Origin of the sequence: Enterobacter cloacae complex sp. IR53041 (assembly GCF_049238285.1) — a bacterium.
Taxonomy (GTDB): Bacteria; Pseudomonadota; Gammaproteobacteria; order Enterobacterales; family Enterobacteriaceae; genus Enterobacter; species Enterobacter roggenkampii.
Map to the genome: position 1 here is coordinate 18,337 of NZ_JBMKHB010000015.1, position 19,682 is coordinate 38,018.

Consider the following 19,682-nt stretch of genomic DNA (forward strand, 5'->3'; position numbering starts at 1 on the left):
GACGTCATTACTGCTGATTTTCTCGTTCAGCGATAAAGTCCAGAGCCTTGTTAATGCGCGCCACGCTGCGTGATTTGCCGATAGCATGAACCGTTACGTCCAGCGCCGGAGACTGACCCGCACCGGTCACCGCAACGCGCAGTGGCATACCGACTTTACCCATGCCAACTTCCAGCTCGTCCGCCGTCGCCTGAATGGCGTGATGCACATTCTCTGTGGTCCACTCGGTAATGGCAGCCAGCTTGTCACGCACCACTTCCAGCGGCTGACGCGCAACCGGGCGAAGGTGTTTCTTCGCGGCGTCCGCATCAAACGCATCAAACTCTTCATAGAAGTAGCGGCAGCTTTCAGCAATCTCTTTCAGCGTTTTGCAGCGCTCGCCGAGCAGTTTCACCAGATCCGCCAGCTCAGGGCCTGTGCGGGTATCAATATTTGCCTGCTCAATGTGCCACTGCAGATACGTCGCCACATATTCTCGCGGCATGGTATTGATGTAGTGATGGTTCAGCCACAGGAGCTTGTCGGTGTTGAACGCGCTGGCGGATTTGCTGACAGAGCTCAGAGAGAACAGTTCGATCATCTCTTCGCGGCTGAAGATCTCCTGGTCACCGTGAGCCCAGCCCAGACGCACCAGATAGTTCAGCAGCGCTTCTGGCAGATAGCCGTCGTCGCGATACTGCATCACGCTCACCGCACCGTGACGTTTAGACAGCTTTTTCCCGTCGTCGCCGTTGATCATGGAGACGTGCGCATAAACAGGCACAGGGGCGTTCAGCGCCTTCAGGATGTTGATCTGACGTGGCGTGTTGTTGATATGGTCTTCACCGCGCACAACGTGGGTAATTTCCATATCCCAGTCGTCAACCACGACGCAGAAGTTGTAGGTTGGAGAACCATCGGTACGACGGATGATCAGATCGTCGAGCTCCTGGTTGCTGAATTCGATCGGGCCACGGATCTGATCGTCAAAGATCACAGACCCCTCTTGCGGGTTAGCAAAACGCACAACGCAAGGCTCATCTGCAGCATGCTCGCTGTGGTCGTGGCGGCAGCGGCCGTCATAACGCGGCTTTTCACCGTTCGCCATCTGCTCTTCACGCAGCGCATCCAGACGCTCTTTGGAGCAGTAGCACTTATACGCCGTGCCCGCGACCAGCATCTCATCAATGACGGCGTTATAGCGGTCATAGCGTTTGGTCTGGAAATAGGGACCTTCGTCCCATTCCAGGTTCAGCCAGCTCATCCCATCCATAATGGCTTCAATTGCTTCTGGCGTGGAGCGCTCAAGATCGGTGTCTTCAATACGCAGCACGAACTCACCTTTGTTGTGGCGTGCGAAAAGCCAGGAATAGAGAGCGGTACGTGCACCACCGACGTGCAGATAGCCTGTCGGGCTCGGCGCGAAGCGAGTTTTGATTTTCATGAAATGGCCTTACGTTATAAAGATGCCGGCAATCGGCAAATCCTGGGGAAAAAACAATGGGCAATATTCTATCACTGTGCGGCGATTCCTCAATGTTGTTCCCTGAATCGGGCCCGAGTTTGCGATTTTTGTTTAGAAATCATGCGCCACTGCCCATTTCGCGATCGTTTTGCTTAATTTTACGACGAACGAATAAAAACTTTAGAAAATGCGTTGACTCATTTTCAACTCTCCCTATAATGCGACTCCACACAGCGGGGGTGATTAGCTCAGTTGGTAGAGCATCTCCTTTACACGGAGGGGGTCGGCGGTTCGAGCCCGTCATCACCCACCATCTACTTCGGTAGACTCGCAGTGTAGATAAGGATTGAGATTGGGCGATTAGCTCAGTTGGTAGAGCATCTCCTTTACACGGAGGGGGTCGGCGGTTCGAGCCCGTCATCGCCCACCATTCTCATCTTATCGCAGCAGTTCCGAAATGGGCGATTAGCTCAGTTGGTAGAGCATCTCCTTTACACGGAGGGGGTCGGCGGTTCGAGCCCGTCATCGCCCACCATTTCGGGTCGTTAGCTCAGTTGGTAGAGCAGTTGACTTTTAATCAATTGGTCGCAGGTTCGAATCCTGCACGACCCACCAATGTAAAAAAGCGCCCTAAAGGCGCTTTTTTGCTATCTGCGATATAAAAAATGTGAACCTGCCGCATTTTCCTCAAGCTAATCCCGTCGGTGCCGATACCTCTGTTTTATAACGCGAGGAAAAAGTATGACGACCATTCAGGCATCAACCCAATCTATTCAAACCAGCAGTGGCGGGAATGGGGCTTCTGGCGGTAACGATATCTCTGCGTAAATCACCCGCATTCTCGACAAAATCCAAAAACTGACTCAGCAGTTAAACGAGCTGGCGAACAGTCCCGGCAGCACGGAAGATAAGAAAAAGCAGCAGGAACTGATTCAGACCCAGATCAAAGTGCTTCAGGCGCAGCTCGCCGCACTGCAGCGCCAGCAGGCCGAAGAGGCCCAGAAAAAGCAGGATCAAAAATTGGGCAAAGTGGAAGGTGTGAATAGCCCAACAGACAATAATCAGATTGATATCTACATCTAATCTTCTGAAGCGTTAAACAGTGGATCGCGTATGCGGGCCTCGGTCAATCGCTGTGCCTGGATACGCACCACTTCCCAGATAGCCTGCGCCGCCCCCGAGAGTGAACGATTTTTTCGCCGCACCAGCATTAGCTTTCGTTCGACAACGGGCGTCAACCGCTTCACGGCCAGTCGACTTCCCTGAGGCAGGGGAAGCGCCAGGGCGGGCAACACGCTGATGCCGATCCCGGCTTCCACCATGGGAAACAGCGTTGCCGGGTGACCAATCTCCTGCACGATCGCTGCCTTTACCCCCTGATTCATCAGTGCGGAATCAATCAGCGGGCGGCTGCCCGAAGCATAATCTTGTAAAACCAGGTTTGCGCCCTGCAGTGACTGCCACCTGACGTCAGGCAACGCGGCCAGCGGATCGTCGTCACGGCAGAGCAGCAAAAAGGGCTCCGAAAGTACGCTTTCGCACTCCAGATCGCTCACCTGGCCGGGATCGATAACAATACCAAAATCGACATCCCCCTGGCGGATGCTCTCCAGTACCCACTGCTGTGGCCGGTCATGCAGGACAAAGTCAATGTCCGGGTAGCGATGGTTCCCCTCGGCAATACACTGCGGGATAAGGTGTGCAGATATCGTCTGGCTGGCCGCGACCCGCACGGTACCCGAAAGCTGCTGCCCCAGCCTCCCCACGTCTCTGAGCGTGCTGTTCAGCTCATCCAGCAGCCGTTCAAGGCGCAGAGCAAGCTGCTGCCCGGCTTCGGTCAATACCACTTCGCGCGTGGTGCGGTCAAGCAACCGTACGCCGGTCTGATTTTCCAGTTCTTTCACGCTGTGGCTGACCGCCGACTGGCTCAGGCCAATCATCTCCCCTGCCCGGCTAAAGCTGCGGGCATTGGCGACGGTAACGAAAATGCGGAGCTGGCGTAAAGAATAATTCATCTGTTTAATTCATGAATGGATGCAATAAATCAATTTTATTTCTCAAACGGAAAAAAGCACAATAGCGACATCTGTTTTCAGGAGTCATTATGAAACTATTTCGTATTGTTGATCCGTTTACGCTCACCCTGGTCGTTACCGTTTTACTGGCCTCGTTCTTTCCCGCTCGCGGCGGGTTCGTCCCGTTCTTTGAAGGGCTGACGACGGCCGCCATCGCACTGCTGTTTTTTATGCACGGCGCGAAGCTGTCCCGTGAAGCGATTATCGCAGGGGGGAGCCACTGGCGGCTGCATCTCTGGGTAATGTGCAGCACGTTCATTCTCTTCCCGATCCTCGGCGTGCTGTTTGCCTGGTGGGCACCGGTTAACGTCGACCCGGCGCTCTATACCGGTTTTCTGTATCTCTGTATTCTGCCGGCTACCGTGCAATCCGCCATTGCCTTTACCTCTCTGGCGGGAGGGAACGTTGCGGCCGCCGTCTGCTCGGCATCGGCATCCAGCCTGCTGGGGATTTTCGTCTCCCCGCTGCTGGTGGGCCTGCTGATGAACATGCACGGCGCGGAAGGTAACCTTGAGCAGGTCGGCAAAATCTGTTTGCAGCTGCTGCTGCCGTTTGTGCTGGGGCATCTCTCGCGTCCGTGGACGGGCGCATTTGTGGCAAAGCACAAGAAATGGATTTCAAAAACCGACCAGTCGTCGATCCTGCTGGTGGTCTATTCCGCCTTCAGCGAAGCGGTCGTGAACGGGATCTGGCATAAGGTGGGCGCTGGTTCGCTGCTCTTTATCGTGGTGGTCAGCCTCATCCTGCTGGCAATTGTCATTGCAGTAAACGTCTTTGTGGCACGCAAGTGCGGCTTCAACAAAGCGGATGAAATTACGATTGTGTTCTGCGGTTCGAAGAAGAGTCTGGCAAACGGTATCCCGATGGCCAACATTCTGTTCCCGACCTCGGTGATTGGAATGATGGTACTGCCGCTAATGATTTTCCATCAGATCCAGCTGATGGTCTGCGCGGTGCTGGCGCGTCGCTACAAGCGCCAGACGGAAAAACTGGCGCAGGAAGGGACCCGCGCCGCAAAGGCTTAAGGACGTTTCAGGGGCTGCACCAGCTGGGTCAGCCCCTCGGTTTTGATCAGTAACGTGATAGCCATCAGCTCGCCCAGTCGCCCTGCCGGGAATTCATCCTTACGGGCAAACCACAGCAGATACTCCTCCGGCAAATCAATCAGCCTGCGGCCCTTATATTTACCGAACGGCATCTCCGTATTGGCGATCTCAACGAGCTGCTCTTTCTCCACGTTACTCTCCTAACAGACGCATCATTTCTGCTTCGTCGATAACCTCAATGCCGAGCTCCTGGGCTTTCGCCAGCTTCGAACCGGCGGCCTCCCCGGCAATGACCAGATCAGTTTTCTTCGACACGCTGCCCGCCACTTTGGCTCCCAGCGCCACCAGACGTGCCTTTGCATCATCACGGGATAGCTGGCTCAGGCTGCCGGTCAGCACCACCGTTTTACCGGCGAACGGGCTGTCGATCTCTTCGGCGTTGACGACGACCGGCGCAGGCCATTTGATGCCCTCTGCCAGCAGTTGGCCGATGACCTCGCGGTTGCTCTCTTCAGCAAAGAAGTTAAAGACGTGCGTGGCGACGACGATGCCGACATCCGGGACTTTCTGTAGCTCCTCGATGCTTGCCTTTTCCAGCGCCTCCAGCGTACCAAAGTACGCCGCCAGCCCTGCTGCCGTCGCTTCACCCACTTCACGAATGCCCAGCGCATAAAGGAAACGGGCGAAGGTGGTCTCTTTTGCCGCTTCCAGCGCGTTAACAACGTTCTGGGCTGACTTTGGCCCCATGCGATCCAGACCGGTTAGTTTACCTGCGGTCAGCCTGAAGAGATCCGCTGGCGTGTGGACGTACTCTTTCTCAACCAGCTGATCGATAATCTTGTCGCCCATACCGTCAACGTCCATTGCGCGACGGGAGACGAAGTGCTTTAGCGACTCTTTACGCTGCGCGCCACAGATTAAGCCGCCCGTACAGCGCGCCACCGCTTCACCTTCTACGCGCTCAACGTCCGAGCCGCACACCGGACAATGGGTCGGGAAGACAACCTCGCGCGTATCGTCAGGACGTTCTGACTCCACGACGTTAACCACCTGCGGGATCACATCACCCGCGCGGCGGATCACCACTTTGTCACCGATACGCAGACCAAGGCGTTCGATCTCATCGGCATTATGCAGCGTGGCATTACTCACCAACACACCCGCCACCTGCACGGGCTCCAGACGAGCGACCGGGGTAATGGCCCCCGTACGTCCCACCTGGAACTCCACGTCGCGGACGAAGGTCATCTGCTCCTGAGCCGGGAACTTAAACGCCACCGCCCAGCGCGGCGCGCGCGCCACAAAGCCCAGCTGCTCCTGCAGCGCCAGCGAGTTCACCTTGATGACCACGCCATCAATATCAAAGCCGAGCGTCGGACGGTCCGCTTCCACCTTGTGGTAGAACGCCAGCACCGCTTCCGGCGAGTCGCAGAGCTGAACGCGGTTGCTCACCGGCAGGCCCCACGCCTTAAACTGCAGCAGACGCCCGAGATGGGTATCCGGCAGCTCGCCGCCCTCCAGAATACCGACGCCGTAGCAGAAGAACGTAAGCGGTCGCTTCGCGGTGATGCGCGGATCAAGCTGGCGCAGCGAGCCCGCCGCCGCGTTACGCGGGTTAGCAAACACCTTACCGCCGGTGCGACGTGCCTCTTCGTTAATTTTCTCGAAGCCCGCCTGGGGCAGAAACACCTCGCCGCGCACTTCCAGACGTGCAGGAATGTTGTCACCCTGCAGCTTCAGCGGGATCGCGCGGATGGTACGCACGTTGGTAGTGATGTCTTCGCCCGTCGTACCGTCGCCACGCGTCGCGGCACGCACCAGCACGCCGTTTTCATAGAGAAGACTGACCGCCAGGCCATCCAGCTTCAGTTCGCAGCACCAGGTGAGAGCGTCGCTGCTTTTCAGGCGATCCTGCACGCGCTTGTTAAACGCGAGAAAGCTCTCTTCATCGAAGACGTTATCCAGCGACAGCATCGGTACTTCATGACGCACCTGGCTGAAAGCGCCCAGCGGCTCAGCGCCGACGCGCTGGGTGGGGGAATCCGGTGTGATAAGCTCCGGGTGCTGCGCTTCTAATTCGCGCAGCTCGCGCATCAGACGGTCATACTCCGCATCCGGGACTTCCGGCGCGTCCATAACATGATAGAGATATTCATGATGGCGAAGCGTGGTTCGCAGTTCAGTGAGTTGTTGTTCGATTGAGTCCATATCACACCATCAATGAGAAAAACCCCCGACATGCGGGGGTTGAGGAGGAGTTGAAGATAACGCGTCGGTTACGCGTTGGCTTCCTTAACTTCGCGGATGCGGTCCTGATACTCACGCAGCTTCTGCGGGGTCATCATGCGACGCTGATCGTCGAGCACCACACCACCCACTTCGTCAGCGATGTGCTGAGCGGATTGCAGCATCAGCTTAAAGTTTTGCAGTTCGTCGCCGTAGGACGGCACCTGCATAAAGATAGTGACACCCGGCGTCACGAAATCGCCCGTCATTTCTGGGTCGAATGTGCCAGGGTTAACCATATTGGCCAGGCTAAATAGCGCCGGGCCGCTACCGTCCGGGCTCAGGTGACGATGGAAGATATTCATATCACCAAACTTGAAGCCGGCCTGTTGAATACTGTTCAGCAGTACGTCACCGTTCAGATGGCTGCCGTGATGGGCGGCCACGTTCATGATGATCACCGCTTCTTTACGCTGCGGTTTTTCAACAACCGGCTCTGGCTCTACAACGGGCTCAGGCTCAACGTGCGGGGCCGGAGCGGGCTGCGGCGCAGGTTGAACATGAACAGGCTGCTGCGGTTGATGTACCGGTTGCGCAGGCTGCTGTTGCACAGGCTGCTGCACGGGTTGCTGTTGAACCGGCTGTGGCGCAGCAGGCTGCTGATACACAGGCTGTTGCGGCGGCTGGCGCACCGGTTCTTCCACAGGCTGCGGCGCTGGCTGGCGCGGCTGTGCAGAAGCATACGGCGGTTGATACTGGTGCTGCGAAGGACGAGGTGCTTCATGCTCCCCATGGCCTACGCCGGGCGCAGTATTGACCCGATGAACACGAACTTCACCCACGCCGTCATCGTCGCTTCCATCGATGTCATCTTCACTGTCATCGTCGTCACGACTGGACTTCATGCGCTTCAGTGGGCGATCGCGAAACATCGAGGAACGCTCTTTACGGCTGGTCCAGAAACCATGTACCAGTAAAGCGATTATGGCGATCGCGCCAACAATGATTAATATCAGACGCAAATCCTGCATCATTATATTCTCTGTTGTTCTAACACCTTGCCACCACGGCAAACATTTACTCACTAAGAGTATTTGCCGTTTACGTCAAGTGCAAGTGTGTGCAGAGCATTCACAGCATAAAGATGAAGGAAATCGTGCTTTTTGCTGGTTTTTCGAACATTTCCGAACTGGTCATTGGTCCGTAAGTGGATAATATAGGCGGGCAATTCCATTGGTTGTGTAAAAAGGAGTACAGCCTGGCTATGGTTTCAACATCTTCTTCTCCCCCGCGCAGCGGCGTCTGGTATTTTTCTCAGGGCTGGAAACTGGTCTCTCTGCCGGGTATTCGACGCTTCGTCATTCTGCCGCTGTTGATCAACATTATTCTGATGGGCGGCGCGTTCTGGTGGCTGTTCACAAAACTGGAAAGCTGGATCCCATCGCTGATGAGCTACGTGCCGGACTGGCTGCAGTGGCTTAACTACCTGCTCTGGCCGGTGGCGGTGATCTCCGTTTTGCTGGTATTTGGCTACTTCTTCTCGACGATTGCCAACTGGATAGCCGCGCCGTTTAACGGTTTGCTGGCGGAACAGCTGGAAGCGCGCCTTACCGGCGCAACACCGCCGGACACGGGCATCCTGGGGATCATGAAAGACCTCCCTCGCATTATGAAGCGTGAATGGCAGAAGTTTGCCTGGTACCTGCCCCGCGCGGTTGTGCTGCTTATCCTCTATTTTGTGCCCGGCATTGGCCAGACGGTGGCACCGGTGCTGTGGTTCCTGTTCAGCGCCTGGATGCTGGCCATCCAGTACTGCGACTATCCGTTCGATAACCACAAGGTGCCGTTTAAAGAGATGCGCACCGCCCTGCGCAGCCAGAAGATCGCCAATATGCAGTTTGGCGCGCTGACCAGCCTGTTCACTATGATTCCGTTCCTGAATCTGTTCATCATGCCGGTTGCCGTTTGCGGCGCGACCGCCATGTGGGTCGACTGCTACCGTGCTAAGCACGCGTTATGGAAATAATGCAAAAATGTGTAAAGCAGGGGTGGCTTATGCCGCCCCTTATTCCATACTGATCCCCATTATTTCCTTGCAGTATATAGATATGCGAATTCCTTACTTCCCCCTACCTGCTTAGCAGGTATGCTGGGTCGGTATCCCAATTTCATACAGTTAAGGACAGGCCATGAGTAAGATTTATGAAGACAACTCGCTGACTATCGGTCATACGCCCCTGGTTCGACTGAACCGTATCGGTAATGGACGCATCCTGGCGAAGGTCGAATCACGTAACCCGAGCTTCAGCGTAAAATGCCGTATCGGTGCAAACATGATTTGGGATGCTGAAAAACGTGGCGTACTGAAGCCGGGCGTTGAGCTGGTGGAACCGACCAGCGGCAATACCGGGATCGCTCTGGCCTATGTTGCTGCCGCGCGCGGCTACAAGCTGACGCTGACCATGCCTGAAACCATGAGCATCGAGCGTCGTAAGCTGCTTAAAGCGCTGGGCGCGAACCTGGTGCTGACCGAAGGCGCGAAGGGCATGAAGGGTGCCATTCAGAAAGCCGAAGAGATTGTGGCCAGCGATCCGGCGAAATACCTGCTGCTGCAGCAGTTCAGCAACCCGGCTAACCCGGAAATTCACGAGAAGACTACCGGCCCGGAAATCTGGGAAGATACCGACGGCCAGGTTGACGTCTTTATCTCCGGCGTAGGTACCGGCGGCACGCTGACCGGCGTGTCACGCTATATTAAAGGCACCAAAGGTAAAAAAGAGCTGATCACCGTTGCCGTTGAGCCGACTGATTCACCGGTTATCACCCAGGCCCTGGCGGGGGAAGAGCTCAAACCCGGCCCGCACAAAATTCAGGGGATTGGCGCAGGCTTCATTCCGGGCAACCTGGATCTGAAGCTGATTGATAAAGTAGTCACTATCACGAACGAAGAAGCCATCTCTACCGCGCGTCGCCTGATGGACGAAGAAGGCATTCTGGCAGGTATCTCTTCCGGTGCGGCCGTTGCGGCAGCGCTTAAACTTCAGGAAGATGAGGCCTTTACCAATAAGAATATTGTGGTTATCCTTCCTTCCTCGGGTGAGCGTTACTTGAGCACCGCACTGTTTGCCGATCTGTTCACTGAAAAAGAGCTGCAACAGTAGTGCCACTATGTTAATAACGCGTAAAAAAGCACCTTTTCAGGTGCTTTTTTGTGGCCTGCTTCAAACTTTTGCCCCTCCTGGCATTGCTTCACCCCGTTGGGTCTGGTATTTAAACCAGCAATTATTTTGATGCGTGAAATTAATCAGCGAACGAAATAGCCTTGCTGAATCGATTTTATGATTTGGTTCAAGTCTTGCTTTCGCTGCATAATGTTTAATGACGATCGAAACGTCAGCGCTAACAATACAGGCTAAAGTTCAGTCGCCAGGCTAGACTTTAGTTCCACAACACTAAACCTATAAGTTGGGGAAATACAATGTTCCAGCAAGAAGTTACTATTACCGCTCCGAACGGTCTGCACACCCGCCCTGCTGCTCAGTTTGTTAAAGAAGCGAAAGGCTTCACTTCTGAAATCACTGTGACTTCCAACGGCAAAAGCGCCAGCGCAAAAAGCCTGTTCAAACTGCAGACTCTGGGCCTGACTCAGGGCACCGTAGTCACCATCTCTGCGGAAGGTGAAGACGAGCAGAAAGCAGTTGAGCATCTGGTAAAACTGATGGCTGAGCTCGAGTAAGTTTCCGGGTTCTTTTAAATATCAGTCACAAGTAAGGTAGGGTTATGATTTCAGGCATTTTAGCATCCCCGGGTATCGCTTTCGGCAAAGCACTGCTGCTGAAAGAAGACGAGATCGTCATCGACCGGAAAAAAATTTCTGCCGACAAGGTTGATCAGGAAGTTGAACGTTTTCTGAGCGGTCGTGCCAAGGCATCTGCGCAACTGGAAGCAATCAAAACTAAAGCTGGCGAAACTTTCGGTGAAGAAAAAGAAGCCATCTTCGAAGGGCACATCATGCTGCTCGAAGATGAGGAGCTGGAGCAGGAAATCATAGCCCTGATTAAAGATAAAGGCATGACGGCCGACGCGGCTGCGCATGAAGTTATCGAAGGTCAGGCAACTGCCCTGGAAGAACTGGATGATGAATACCTGAAAGAGCGTGCGGCTGACGTACGTGACATCGGTAAGCGCCTGCTGCGCAACATCCTGGGTCTGGCCATTATCGACCTGAGCGCCATTCAGGATGAAGTGATCCTGGTTGCCGCTGACCTCACCCCGTCTGAAACCGCACAGCTGAACCTGAAAAAGGTCCTCGGTTTCATCACCGATGCGGGCGGCCGTACCTCCCACACCTCTATCATGGCGCGTTCTCTGGAACTGCCTGCCATCGTGGGTACCGGTAGCGTCACCTCTCAGGTGAAAAACGGCGATTATCTGATTCTGGATGCCGTAAACAATCTGGTTTACGTCAACCCAACTAACGAAGAGATCGAAAAACTGCGCGCGGTTCAGGAGCAGGTTGCGACTGAAAAAGCGGAACTCGCTAAGCTGAAAGACCTGCCAGCCATCACCCTGGACGGCCATCAGGTTGAAGTGTGCGCAAACATCGGTACCGTCCGCGACGTTGATGGCGCTGAGCGCAACGGTGCGGAAGGTGTTGGTCTCTATCGTACAGAATTCCTGTTCATGGACCGCGACGCGCTGCCAACGGAAGAAGAGCAGTTTGCTGCGTATAAAGCCGTTGCTGAAGCCTGTGGCTCTCAGGCGGTTATCGTCCGTACCATGGACATCGGTGGCGACAAAGAGCTGCCGTACATGAACTTCCCGAAAGAAGAGAACCCGTTCCTGGGCTGGCGTGCCGTGCGTATTGCGATGGATCGTAAAGAGATCCTGCGTGACCAGGTTCGCGCAATCCTGCGTGCCTCTGCGTTCGGTAAGCTGCGCATCATGTTCCCGATGATCATCTCTGTTGAAGAAGTGCGTGCACTGAAGAAAGAGATCGAAATCTACAAGCAGGAACTGCGCGACGAAGGTAAAGCATTTGACGAGTCAATCGAGATCGGCGTGATGGTGGAAACACCTGCGGCGGCGACCATTGCGCGTCATTTAGCCAAAGAAGTTGATTTCTTTAGTATCGGCACCAATGATTTAACGCAGTACACCCTGGCAGTTGACCGTGGTAATGATATGATTTCACATCTCTACCAGCCAATGTCACCGTCCGTACTGAACTTGATCAAGCAAGTTATTGATGCTTCTCATGCAGAAGGTAAATGGACTGGCATGTGTGGTGAGCTTGCAGGCGACGAACGTGCTACACTTCTGTTGCTGGGTATGGGTCTGGACGAATTCTCTATGAGCGCCATTTCCATCCCGCGCATTAAGAAGATTATCCGTAACACGAACTTCGAAGATGCGAAGGTGTTAGCAGAGCAGGCTCTTGCTCAACCGACAACGGACGAGTTAATGACGCTGGTTAACAAGTTCATTGAAGAAAAAACAATCTGCTAATCCACGAGATGCGGCCCAAATTACTGCTTAGGAGAAGATCATGGGTTTGTTCGATAAACTGAAATCTCTGGTTTCTGATGATAAGAAAGACTCCGGAACTATTGAGATTGTTGCTCCGCTCTCCGGCGAGATCGTCAACATCGAAGACGTGCCGGATGTAGTGTTTGCTGAGAAAATCGTTGGTGATGGCATTGCTATCAAACCAACTGGCAACAAAATGGTTGCTCCAGTTGACGGCACCATCGGTAAAATTTTTGAAACCAACCATGCGTTCTCTATCGAATCTGATAGCGGTATCGAACTGTTCGTTCACTTCGGTATCGACACCGTTGAACTGAAAGGCGAAGGCTTCAAACGTATCGCGGAAGAAGGCCAGCGTGTGAAAGTTGGCGACCCGGTGATTGAATTCGATCTGCCACTGCTGGAAGAAAAAGCCAAGTCTACCCTGACGCCGGTTGTTATCTCCAACATGGACGAAATCAAAGAACTGATCAAACTGTCTGGCAGCGTCACCGTGGGTGAAACCCCGGTTATCCGCATCAAGAAGTAATTCTTGCCGCACAGAAAAATGGCGCCTTCGGGCGCCATTTTTGTTTATGCCGGGAGGATAAGCTCGTCGTAGCCTTTCGACTGGGTATACAGCATGACGTCAGTCACCCGATCGCCGGCCATGCGAATGGCATCGGCAACGGTTTTCCCCTCTACAATGCCGCTCACCAGCTCTGAACAGAACAGATCGCCCGTTCCCTTCAGATCGGTCTCTGCGCGCGGATGCGCGCTGACGGTGACGCCCTCGCGTGAGACCAGCACCACGTGGATGTTTTGCGGATCGTCGGCAACCGGCGCACTGGTGATCGCCACCCATTTCAGGCTGTCGGAGAGCAGTCCCTGTGCCGCCGCGATGGCGCTTTCCGGCGTGCGGCACGGCTTGCCGCTTAACACTTCCAGCTCGTAGACATTGGGCGTGATCCCCTGCGCCAGCGGCAGCAGGTGCTCCCGATACGCTTCGGGGATCTCAGGCTTCACGTACATCCCGCTGTCAATATCGCCGATAACCGGATCGACCAGCACCAGCAGGTCAGGATGCTGCGCTTTGACCGCTTTCAGCCACTGCGCCAGCAGGACGATCTGGCTGGCGCTGCCCATATAGCCGGTGGTGACCGCCTTAAGCTCGCGCAGGATTTCGCGCTCTTCCAGCGCCTTCAGGTAGCCGCTGAACCACTCGTCGGGGATCACGCCGCCGTAGAAGGTGTCATAGTGTGGCGTGTTGCTGAACAGTACCGTCGGCACGGCGGTAACGTTCAGCCTGTGGGTACGAATATTCGGTACCGCAATGCTGTTCCCCACGCTGCCGTACACCACCTGAGACTGCACCGCGACAATATCGGTTTGCTGCGCCCGGGTATTATCCCGGAATAGAATCATCTCCATGACGCTTAAATCCCCGCCCCCTGCGAATAACTCTCTTCTCCAAAGACGCCGGTAGAGAGATAGCGATCGCCGCGATCGCAAATAATCGCCACCACTACTGCACCCGGGTTTGCCTGCGCCACCCGAATCGCACCCGCTACCGCGCCGCCCGAGCTGACGCCACAGAAGATACCTTCGCGCACGGCCAGCTCACGCATGGTATTTTCCGCCTCGCGCTGGTGAAGATCCAGCACCTGGTCCACAAGCTGTGCATTAAAAATGCCCGGCATATACTCCGCAGGCCAGCGGCGAATGCCCGGAATGCTGCTCCCCTCTTCCGGCTGCAGGCCAACGACGGTGACGGTTTTCGCCTGCTCGCGCAGAAAACGGGATACGCCGGTAATGGTTCCCGTGGTGCCCATGCTGGAGACAAAATGGGTGATCCGCCTGTCAGTCTGCTGCCAGATCTCTGGCCCGGTGGTGGTGTAGTGCGCGTAGGGGTTGTCCGGGTTGTTAAACTGATCGAGCAGTTTACCTTCGCCGCGCTCGGCCATTTCTAACGCCAGGTCGCGCGCGCCTTCCATCCCCTGCTCTTTGGTCACCAGAATCAGCTCGGCTCCGTAGGCACGCATCGCGGCGCGACGCTCCTGACTCATATTGTCCGGCATCAGCAGCTTCATGCGATAGCCTTTCAGCGCCGCAATCATCGCCAGGGCGATACCGGTGTTGCCGCTGGTGGCTTCAATCAGCACGTCGCCCGGCTTAATCTCGCCGCGCTTTTCAGCCTGGACGATCATCGACAGTGCGGCCCGGTCTTTCACCGACCCCGCCGGGTTATTGCCTTCGAGTTTGACCCAGATTTCGCTGCCGTTGGCCGGCCCCATACGCTGAAGCTTGACCAGAGGGGTATTGCCGATGGTGTGTTCGAGTGTATTCACGATTTTTACTCAATAAAAAAGCCGGGTTGCGCGCAGCGATCCCGGCCTACAAGACGCAGTTTTAGCTGTAGGCCCGGTCAGCGCAGCGCCACCGGGCGATAAACATCCTAATAACCTATCAGGCTGACTCCGCCAGAGCAATATCCTCGCGCGTCTCGATGCGTTCCTTGCCGTGATAAATACGGGCATGCTGAAGACCGACAAACAGGCGCTCTCCCCGATGCGGCGGGACGTCGTCGCGCATGACCACGGTCAGCGGCTCGGTGTACCAGCCCAGCGGCTGAACCACCAGTTGGGTGTAGTGCCCTTTAGGGCTCGCTTCCAGCACCTGTACCGGCAGCGGTGAGTCCAGGCTGGTTCGACGGCTCACGTCCACTTCCCACGGACGCAGGAACAGATCGACCGGGCCCTGATGCGCGGAGGTATAGCCCAGCGGCCAGCGGTGCGCGCCAACGTGGAACTGACCACCGCGAATGGTACCCTGCAGGCGGTTCACCTCGCCCATAAACTCCAGCACGAAGCGGGTCGCCGGTTCACGCCAGAGCTGCTCCGGCTCGTCAACCTGCTCAATGTTGCCCTGACTCATGACCACCACGCGATCCGCGACTTCCATCGCCTCTTCCTGGTCGTGGGTCACGAAGACGCTGGTGAATTTCAGCTCTTCATGCAGCTGACGCAGCCAGCGGCGCAGCTCTTTACGCACCTGCGCATCCAGCGCGCCGAAGGGTTCATCCAGCAGCAGAATTTGCGGCTCAACGGCCAGCGCGCGCGCCAGCGCCACGCGCTGTTTCTGCCCGCCGGACAGCTGGGCCGGGAAACGGTCCGCCAGATGCGCCAGCTGCACCATCTCCAGCAGTTTGGTCACTTTCGCCTTAATGGTTGCTGCATCCGGGCGCTCACGACGCGGCAGCACGGTCAGGCCAAACGCAATGTTGTCGAACACGGTCATGTGGCGGAACAGCGCGTAATGCTGAAACACAAAGCCCACCTTACGATCGCGGGCGTGCAGGCGGCTCACGTCAGTGCCGTGGAAGCGGATGTGCCCGCTGGTCTGGTGCTCAAGCCCGGCGATAATACGCAGCAGCGTGGTTTTGCCCGAGCCAGACGGCCCCAGCAGCGCCACCATTTGTCCGGAAGGGATATCCAGCGAGATATCATTCAGCACCTGGGTGCGACCAAAAGACTTCTTAATATTGGCAATCTCAATGCTCATGATTTCCCTCCTGATGCTGACGTTTTTCCTGATTTTCTAAACGCCACTGCACCACACTCTTCAAAAACAGGGTCAAAATCGCCATCAGCGTCAGCAACGCTGCGGCAGTAAAGGCGCCAATGGTGTTGTAGTCCTGCTGCAGGAGTTCAATCTGCAGCGGCAGCGACAGCGTTTCACCCCGAATGGAGCCAGAGACGACGGAAACGGCACCGAATTCACCAATCGCGCGGGCATTGGTCAGCACCACGCCATAAAGCAGCGCCCAGCGGATGTTCGGCAGGGTCACGCGGCGGAACATCTGCCAGCCCGACGCACCCAGCAGCACCGCCGCTTCGTCTTCGTTGCTCCCCTGGCTTAACATCACCGGCACCAGCTCGCGCACCACAAACGGACAGGTCACGAAGATGGTGACCAGCACCATGCCCGGCCAGGCGAACATGATCTGCAGGTTATGTGCATCCAGCCAGCCGCCCAGCGGGCCGTTGGAGCCGTAAAAGAGCAGATACACCAGACCCGCCACCACCGGCGATACGGCAAACGGAATATCCAGCAGGGTCAGCAGCAGCTGACGTCCCGGGAAATTAAAGCGCGTCACCAGCCACGCCAGCAGGGTACCGAACACCAGGTTCACCGGAACGGTGATCAGGGCAATCAGCACGGTCAGCCAGATGGCGTGCAGCATGTCCGGGTTCGCCAGGTTTTCCAGCGCGGGCATCAGGCCCTTGCTGAACGCCTGAACGAAGATATAAATCGTCGGCACGACGAGAATGAGGGCGGAAACCAGCACGCCCGCCCCAATCAGAAACCATTTACCCCAGTTGATGCGGGGCGCATCGTATCGCTTCAATTGCGTAACTTCCGCCATCAGTGACCTACCACACGTCGACCAAAGCGACTTTGCAGAGTGTTAATCGAGTACAGCAGCAGCAGCGAGGCCGCGAGGATCACCGAAGCGATCGCGCTCGCCGCCGGATAATCAAACTCCTGCAGGCGAATGAAAATCATCAGCGAGGTCACTTCCGTTTTCCAGGCGATGTTCCCGGCGATAAAAATCACCGCACCGAACTCGCCGAGGCTGCGGGTAAACGACAGCGCGACGCCCGCCATCAGCGCCGGAGACAGCTCCGGCAGCACCACTTTGCGGAAGCTCTGCCAGCGCGTGGCGCCCAGCGTTTCCGCCGCTTCTTCGTATTCCGGACCTAACTCTTCCAGCACCGGCTGCACGGTACGCACCACAAACGGGATGCTGGTAAAGGCCATCGCCACCGCGATACCAAGCCAGGTGTAGGTCACCTTGATGTCAAATTTCGCCAGCCACTCGCCGTACAGCCCGTTCACGGAGAAGAGCGACGCGAGGGTTAAGCCCGCGACCGCCGTCGGCAGCGCAAACGGCAGATCCATCAGGGCGTCAAGCAGCGTGCGGCCCGGGAAACGATAGCGGGTCAGGATCCACGCCATCAGCAGGCCGAACACGCCGTTAAAAATGGAGGCGACAAACGCCGACAGCAGCGTCACCTTATAGGCCGCCACCACCTGCGGGTTGGTGATCACGTCCCAGTACTGCGCCCAGCTCATCTGCGCAAGCTGCATCACCAGCGCGCTGAGCGGCAACAGCAGAATCAGGCAGACGAACAGCAGGCTGGTCCCGAGGCTTAAGGTAAAGCCCGGCAGCACGCGTTTGGTCGAGACTGCAAACATTACTTATGCCCCGCCGCCAGCAGTTTGTCTAACTCACCGCCGCTGGCAAAATGCGTTTTCATCACGTCTGGCCAGGAGCCAAAATGGTCTTCCACGCGGAACAGCGCGGTCTGCGGGAACTTATCTTTCAGCTTGTTCATCACGTCCGGATTGTTTACGCGGTAGTAGTAATCGGTAATGATGGCCTGCGCCTGAGGGCTGTACAGGTAGTTAAGATAGGCTTTTGCCGCTTTCTCGGTACCGTTCGCCTGCACGTTTTTATCCACCCATGCGACCGGGAACTCGGCCAGGATGTTGGTTTTCGGGATAACCACCTCAAAGCCCTGCGCTTCATACTGCTTGCGGATGTTGTTCACTTCCGATTCAAAGCTGATCAGCACATCGCCCAGGCCGCGCTCTGCGAAGGTCGTGGTCGCCCCGCGGCCGCCGGTATCGAACACTTCGACGTTTTTCAGGAACTGGGTCATGAATTGCTCGGTTTTGGCTTTATCGTTACCGTCAGCCTTGTCCGCCGCGCCCCACGCCGCTAAATAGGTGTAACGCGCGTTACCGGAGGTTTTTGGGTTCGGGAAGATCAGCTTCACGTCGGAACGCACCAGATCGCTCCAGTCGTGGATATTCTTCGGATTGCCCTTGCGCACCAGGAAGCCCATGGTGGAGTAGAACGGCGAGCTGTTGTTCGGCAGACGGCTCTGCCAGTCCGCCGGGATCAGCTTGCCTTTGTCGTGCAGGATCTGCACGTCAGTCACCTGGTTGTAGGTCACGACGTCCGCTTTCAGGCCTTGGAGGATGGCCAGCGCCTGCTTGGACGAACCGGCGTGAGACTGCTTGATGGTCAGCTTGTCGCCGTTATTGTCTTTCGCCCACTGCTGTTCGAACAGGGGATTAAGGGCGGCAAACAGCTCGCGGGAGACGTCATACGAACTGTTCAACAGTTCAGTCGCCTGCGCCTGTGCCACCAGCAGTAAACCTGCCAGCGCCAGAGTTCCTTTTTTCAGTACAGTAACGGCCATTGCGCACCCTTATAAATGTGATGACTATCTTATAGTCATAATATTTATAACGGTGATGAAAGCAGTAACGGTTTTATATACCGTTTGGTGATTTAGAAGCAGAAAAGGGAATAAGGAGCAGGGAAAATTGCCGGGTGGCGCTAACGCTTACCCGGCCTACGTATGGAAAGCGGTTTACAGCGCCAGCAGACGCTCGACGGACGGCGCGAAGTAGTAGCCGCCGGTCACCGGTTTGGTGAAGCGCAGCATGGCGTCGCGCTTGCCGTCGGTATCGCCGAACATGCTCAGCAGCTGCTGTTCAATGTTATGCAGGCGCGCGCAGTAGGCGCAGAAGTAGAGGCCGTGCGTGCCGCTTGCCGTGCCGTACGGCAGGCTCTGGCGGACAATCTTCAGTCCTTTACCGTCTTCTTTGAGGTCAACGCGGCTCAGGTGCGAGGTGACCGGACGGTCATCACCGTCGATCTCTTCGTTGGCCTCTTTCGTACGGCCAATCATCATCTCCTGGTCGTGCACGCTCATGCGGTTAAGCTGCTTGAGGTTATGCTCCCAGCGCTGCACGAACACGTAGCTGCCGCCCGCGTCCACGCCGTCTTTGATTACCGCGACTTCACGACGCGTCTCTTCACCCGCCGGGTTTTCCGTTCCGTCGACAAAGCCGCTCAGATCGCGCTCTTCTACCCAGCGGAAACCGTGAACCTCTTCCTGCACCTCGATGCTGTCGCCAAAGGCCGCCACCGCCGCCTGGGCAACGGAGAAGTTCACGTCGTGACGCAGAGAAAGGATGTGGATCAGCACGTCGTACTGGGTCGCAGGTGCCAGGCCTTTGCCGTAAGGAATGAAGTCCTTCAGCTCTTCCGCCCCTTCGCCGCCGCTCAGCTGACGCCAGACGTTATTGCCAAACGCAACAACGGCGCCGAGGTGGGCTTCCGGGAATTTGGCCTGGAAGGTCGCCAGTTTATCAATAATCGCTTTGCTGGCCGCACGCAGGGCATCCACGTCCCCTTTGACATTGGCTTCAATCCAAATCGCCGCGCGGCAATGTTCTGGCAAAATGCCACTCTGAACCTGAGACATCGCTCCTCCTGAAATAAAGATGCCACGTCAGCGTGGC

Annotated in this window: 18 protein-coding genes, 4 tRNA genes and 1 pseudogene; 11 read left to right on the plus strand and 12 right to left on the minus strand. The window is 56.2% G+C overall.

Going from position 1 to position 19,682, the window contains the following annotated elements; translation table 11 throughout:
• Positions 1 to 7 precede the first annotated feature (7 nt).
• Positions 8 to 1,423: a glutamate--tRNA ligase gene (gltX, locus tag ACOTXF_RS12375; RefSeq protein ID WP_316937076.1), complete on the minus strand. Its 1,416-nt coding sequence runs from the start codon at positions 1,421 to 1,423 to the stop codon at positions 8 to 10.
• 258 nt (positions 1,424 to 1,681) lie between these two features.
• Here gltX and ACOTXF_RS12380 point away from each other — a divergent pair.
• From ACOTXF_RS12380 to ACOTXF_RS12400, 5 genes and pseudogenes are all read left to right on the plus strand, one after another.
• Positions 1,682 to 1,757, plus strand: a tRNA-Val gene (locus ACOTXF_RS12380).
• A 41-nt stretch (positions 1,758 to 1,798) separates the two neighbouring features.
• Positions 1,799 to 1,874 (plus strand) — tRNA-Val (locus ACOTXF_RS12385).
• Positions 1,875 to 1,903: 29 nt separating this feature from the next.
• Positions 1,904 to 1,979, plus strand: a tRNA-Val gene (locus tag ACOTXF_RS12390).
• A gap of 4 nt (positions 1,980 to 1,983) precedes the next feature.
• Positions 1,984 to 2,059, plus strand: a tRNA-Lys gene (locus ACOTXF_RS12395).
• Between the two features lie 126 nt (positions 2,060 to 2,185).
• Positions 2,186 to 2,527: pseudogene (locus tag ACOTXF_RS12400) on the plus strand (FlxA-like family protein).
• Here ACOTXF_RS12400 and ACOTXF_RS12405 read toward each other — a convergent pair.
• Positions 2,524 to 3,459: a LysR family transcriptional regulator gene (locus ACOTXF_RS12405; protein WP_023294241.1), complete on the minus strand. Its 936-nt coding sequence runs from the start codon at positions 3,457 to 3,459 to the stop codon at positions 2,524 to 2,526. The pseudogene ACOTXF_RS12400 and the gene ACOTXF_RS12405 overlap by 4 nt on opposite strands.
• An 89-nt stretch (positions 3,460 to 3,548) precedes the next feature.
• On the opposite strand from ACOTXF_RS12405, the gene ACOTXF_RS12410 reads away from it, so the two are divergent.
• Positions 3,549 to 4,544: a bile acid:sodium symporter family protein gene (locus ACOTXF_RS12410; RefSeq protein ID WP_008501598.1), complete on the plus strand. Its 996-nt coding sequence runs from the start codon at positions 3,549 to 3,551 to the stop codon at positions 4,542 to 4,544.
• Here the strand turns inward: ACOTXF_RS12410 and ACOTXF_RS12415 are convergent.
• The 3 genes from ACOTXF_RS12415 to zipA form a co-directional block, all read right to left on the minus strand.
• Complete coding sequence (locus ACOTXF_RS12415) at positions 4,541 to 4,756, minus strand: DUF3820 family protein (protein WP_003861328.1); 216 nt, start codon at positions 4,754 to 4,756, stop codon at positions 4,541 to 4,543. The genes ACOTXF_RS12410 and ACOTXF_RS12415 overlap by 4 nt on opposite strands.
• A gap of 1 nt (position 4,757) precedes the next feature.
• On the minus strand, positions 4,758 to 6,773 hold the full coding sequence (gene ligA, locus ACOTXF_RS12420) for an NAD-dependent DNA ligase LigA (RefSeq protein ID WP_032635318.1): 2,016 nt from the start codon (positions 6,771 to 6,773) through the stop codon (positions 4,758 to 4,760).
• Between the two features lie 68 nt (positions 6,774 to 6,841).
• On the minus strand, positions 6,842 to 7,825 hold the full coding sequence (gene zipA, locus ACOTXF_RS12425; protein ID WP_021241791.1) for a cell division protein ZipA: 984 nt from the start codon (positions 7,823 to 7,825) through the stop codon (positions 6,842 to 6,844).
• 230 nt (positions 7,826 to 8,055) lie between these two features.
• Between zipA and cysZ the strand changes: the two genes are divergently transcribed.
• From cysZ to crr, 5 genes are all read left to right on the plus strand, one after another.
• Complete coding sequence (gene cysZ, locus ACOTXF_RS12430) at positions 8,056 to 8,817, plus strand: sulfate transporter CysZ (RefSeq protein ID WP_008501602.1); 762 nt, start codon at positions 8,056 to 8,058, stop codon at positions 8,815 to 8,817.
• Positions 8,818 to 8,980: 163 nt separating this feature from the next.
• The gene (gene cysK / locus ACOTXF_RS12435) at positions 8,981 to 9,952 is read left to right on the plus strand and encodes a cysteine synthase A (RefSeq protein WP_008501603.1); all 972 of its coding nucleotides are present in this window, start codon (positions 8,981 to 8,983) and stop codon (positions 9,950 to 9,952) included.
• 317 nt (positions 9,953 to 10,269) lie between these two features.
• The gene (gene ptsH / locus ACOTXF_RS12440; RefSeq protein WP_000487600.1) at positions 10,270 to 10,527 is read left to right on the plus strand and encodes a phosphocarrier protein Hpr; all 258 of its coding nucleotides are present in this window, start codon (positions 10,270 to 10,272) and stop codon (positions 10,525 to 10,527) included.
• Positions 10,528 to 10,571: 44 nt separating this feature from the next.
• A complete protein-coding gene (gene ptsI, locus ACOTXF_RS12445; protein WP_008501604.1) occupies positions 10,572 to 12,299 on the plus strand; it encodes a phosphoenolpyruvate-protein phosphotransferase PtsI in 1,728 nt (575 codons plus the stop codon).
• Positions 12,300 to 12,339: 40 nt separating this feature from the next.
• A complete protein-coding gene (gene crr, locus ACOTXF_RS12450; protein WP_003861316.1) occupies positions 12,340 to 12,849 on the plus strand; it encodes a PTS glucose transporter subunit IIA in 510 nt (169 codons plus the stop codon).
• Between the two features lie 44 nt (positions 12,850 to 12,893).
• On the opposite strand, the gene pdxK is transcribed toward crr, so the two are convergent.
• The 7 genes from pdxK to ACOTXF_RS12485 all read right to left on the minus strand — a co-directional run bounded on the left by pdxK (position 12,894) and on the right by ACOTXF_RS12485 (position 19,645).
• Positions 12,894 to 13,730 carry a pyridoxine/pyridoxal/pyridoxamine kinase gene (pdxK, locus tag ACOTXF_RS12455; protein ID WP_232926713.1) on the minus strand — a complete coding sequence of 279 codons (837 nt, stop codon included), beginning with the start codon at positions 13,728 to 13,730 and terminating at the stop codon, positions 12,894 to 12,896.
• Positions 13,731 to 13,735: 5 nt separating this feature from the next.
• Complete coding sequence (cysM, locus tag ACOTXF_RS12460) at positions 13,736 to 14,647, minus strand: cysteine synthase CysM (RefSeq protein WP_047745141.1); 912 nt, start codon at positions 14,645 to 14,647, stop codon at positions 13,736 to 13,738.
• Positions 14,648 to 14,765: 118 nt separating this feature from the next.
• Positions 14,766 to 15,860 (minus strand): sulfate/thiosulfate ABC transporter ATP-binding protein CysA, encoded by a 1,095-nt coding sequence (gene cysA, locus ACOTXF_RS12465; RefSeq protein ID WP_008501607.1) that lies wholly within the window; start codon positions 15,858 to 15,860, stop codon positions 14,766 to 14,768.
• On the minus strand, positions 15,850 to 16,725 hold the full coding sequence (gene cysW, locus ACOTXF_RS12470; RefSeq protein ID WP_008501608.1) for a sulfate/thiosulfate ABC transporter permease CysW: 876 nt from the start codon (positions 16,723 to 16,725) through the stop codon (positions 15,850 to 15,852). Before cysW ends, cysA begins: the two co-directional genes overlap by 11 nt.
• A complete protein-coding gene (cysT, locus tag ACOTXF_RS12475) occupies positions 16,725 to 17,558 on the minus strand; it encodes a sulfate/thiosulfate ABC transporter permease CysT (protein ID WP_008501609.1) in 834 nt (277 codons plus the stop codon). The genes cysW and cysT overlap by 1 nt, the downstream gene beginning before the upstream one ends.
• Positions 17,558 to 18,571 carry a sulfate ABC transporter substrate-binding protein gene (locus ACOTXF_RS12480; protein ID WP_047745142.1) on the minus strand — a complete coding sequence of 338 codons (1,014 nt, stop codon included), beginning with the start codon at positions 18,569 to 18,571 and terminating at the stop codon, positions 17,558 to 17,560. The genes cysT and ACOTXF_RS12480 overlap by 1 nt, the downstream gene beginning before the upstream one ends.
• A gap of 174 nt (positions 18,572 to 18,745) precedes the next feature.
• Positions 18,746 to 19,645, minus strand: coding sequence for a Dyp-type peroxidase (locus ACOTXF_RS12485; protein ID WP_047745143.1), 900 nt, complete (start codon positions 19,643 to 19,645; stop codon positions 18,746 to 18,748).
• Positions 19,646 to 19,682: the final 37 nt, after the last annotated feature.

Excerpts from the sequence above, each read along its gene's own strand:
- crr (WP_003861316.1), top strand. The coding sequence starts at position 12,340 with ATGGGTTTGTTCGATAAACTGAAATCTCTGGTTTCTGATGATAAGAAA.
- cysZ (WP_008501602.1), top strand. The coding sequence starts at position 8,056 with ATGGTTTCAACATCTTCTTCTCCCCCGCGCAGCGGCGTCTGGTATTTT.
- cysA (WP_008501607.1), bottom strand. The coding sequence starts at position 15,860 with ATGAGCATTGAGATTGCCAATATTAAGAAGTCTTTTGGTCGCACCCAG.
- pdxK (WP_232926713.1), bottom strand. The coding sequence starts at position 13,730 with ATGGAGATGATTCTATTCCGGGATAATACCCGGGCGCAGCAAACCGAT.
- cysK (WP_008501603.1), top strand. The coding sequence starts at position 8,981 with ATGAGTAAGATTTATGAAGACAACTCGCTGACTATCGGTCATACGCCC.
- ptsH (WP_000487600.1), top strand. The coding sequence starts at position 10,270 with ATGTTCCAGCAAGAAGTTACTATTACCGCTCCGAACGGTCTGCACACC.
- ACOTXF_RS12405 (WP_023294241.1), bottom strand. The coding sequence starts at position 3,459 with ATGAATTATTCTTTACGCCAGCTCCGCATTTTCGTTACCGTCGCCAAT.
- cysT (WP_008501609.1), bottom strand. The coding sequence starts at position 17,558 with ATGTTTGCAGTCTCGACCAAACGCGTGCTGCCGGGCTTTACCTTAAGC.
- ACOTXF_RS12410 (WP_008501598.1), top strand. The coding sequence starts at position 3,549 with ATGAAACTATTTCGTATTGTTGATCCGTTTACGCTCACCCTGGTCGTT.
- ACOTXF_RS12485 (WP_047745143.1), bottom strand. The coding sequence starts at position 19,645 with ATGTCTCAGGTTCAGAGTGGCATTTTGCCAGAACATTGCCGCGCGGCG.
- zipA (WP_021241791.1), bottom strand. The coding sequence starts at position 7,825 with ATGATGCAGGATTTGCGTCTGATATTAATCATTGTTGGCGCGATCGCC.
- ptsI (WP_008501604.1), top strand. The coding sequence starts at position 10,572 with ATGATTTCAGGCATTTTAGCATCCCCGGGTATCGCTTTCGGCAAAGCA.
- ACOTXF_RS12480 (WP_047745142.1), bottom strand. The coding sequence starts at position 18,571 with ATGGCCGTTACTGTACTGAAAAAAGGAACTCTGGCGCTGGCAGGTTTA.
- gltX (WP_316937076.1), bottom strand. The coding sequence starts at position 1,423 with ATGAAAATCAAAACTCGCTTCGCGCCGAGCCCGACAGGCTATCTGCAC.
- cysW (WP_008501608.1), bottom strand. The coding sequence starts at position 16,725 with ATGGCGGAAGTTACGCAATTGAAGCGATACGATGCGCCCCGCATCAAC.
- ligA (WP_032635318.1), bottom strand. The coding sequence starts at position 6,773 with ATGGACTCAATCGAACAACAACTCACTGAACTGCGAACCACGCTTCGC.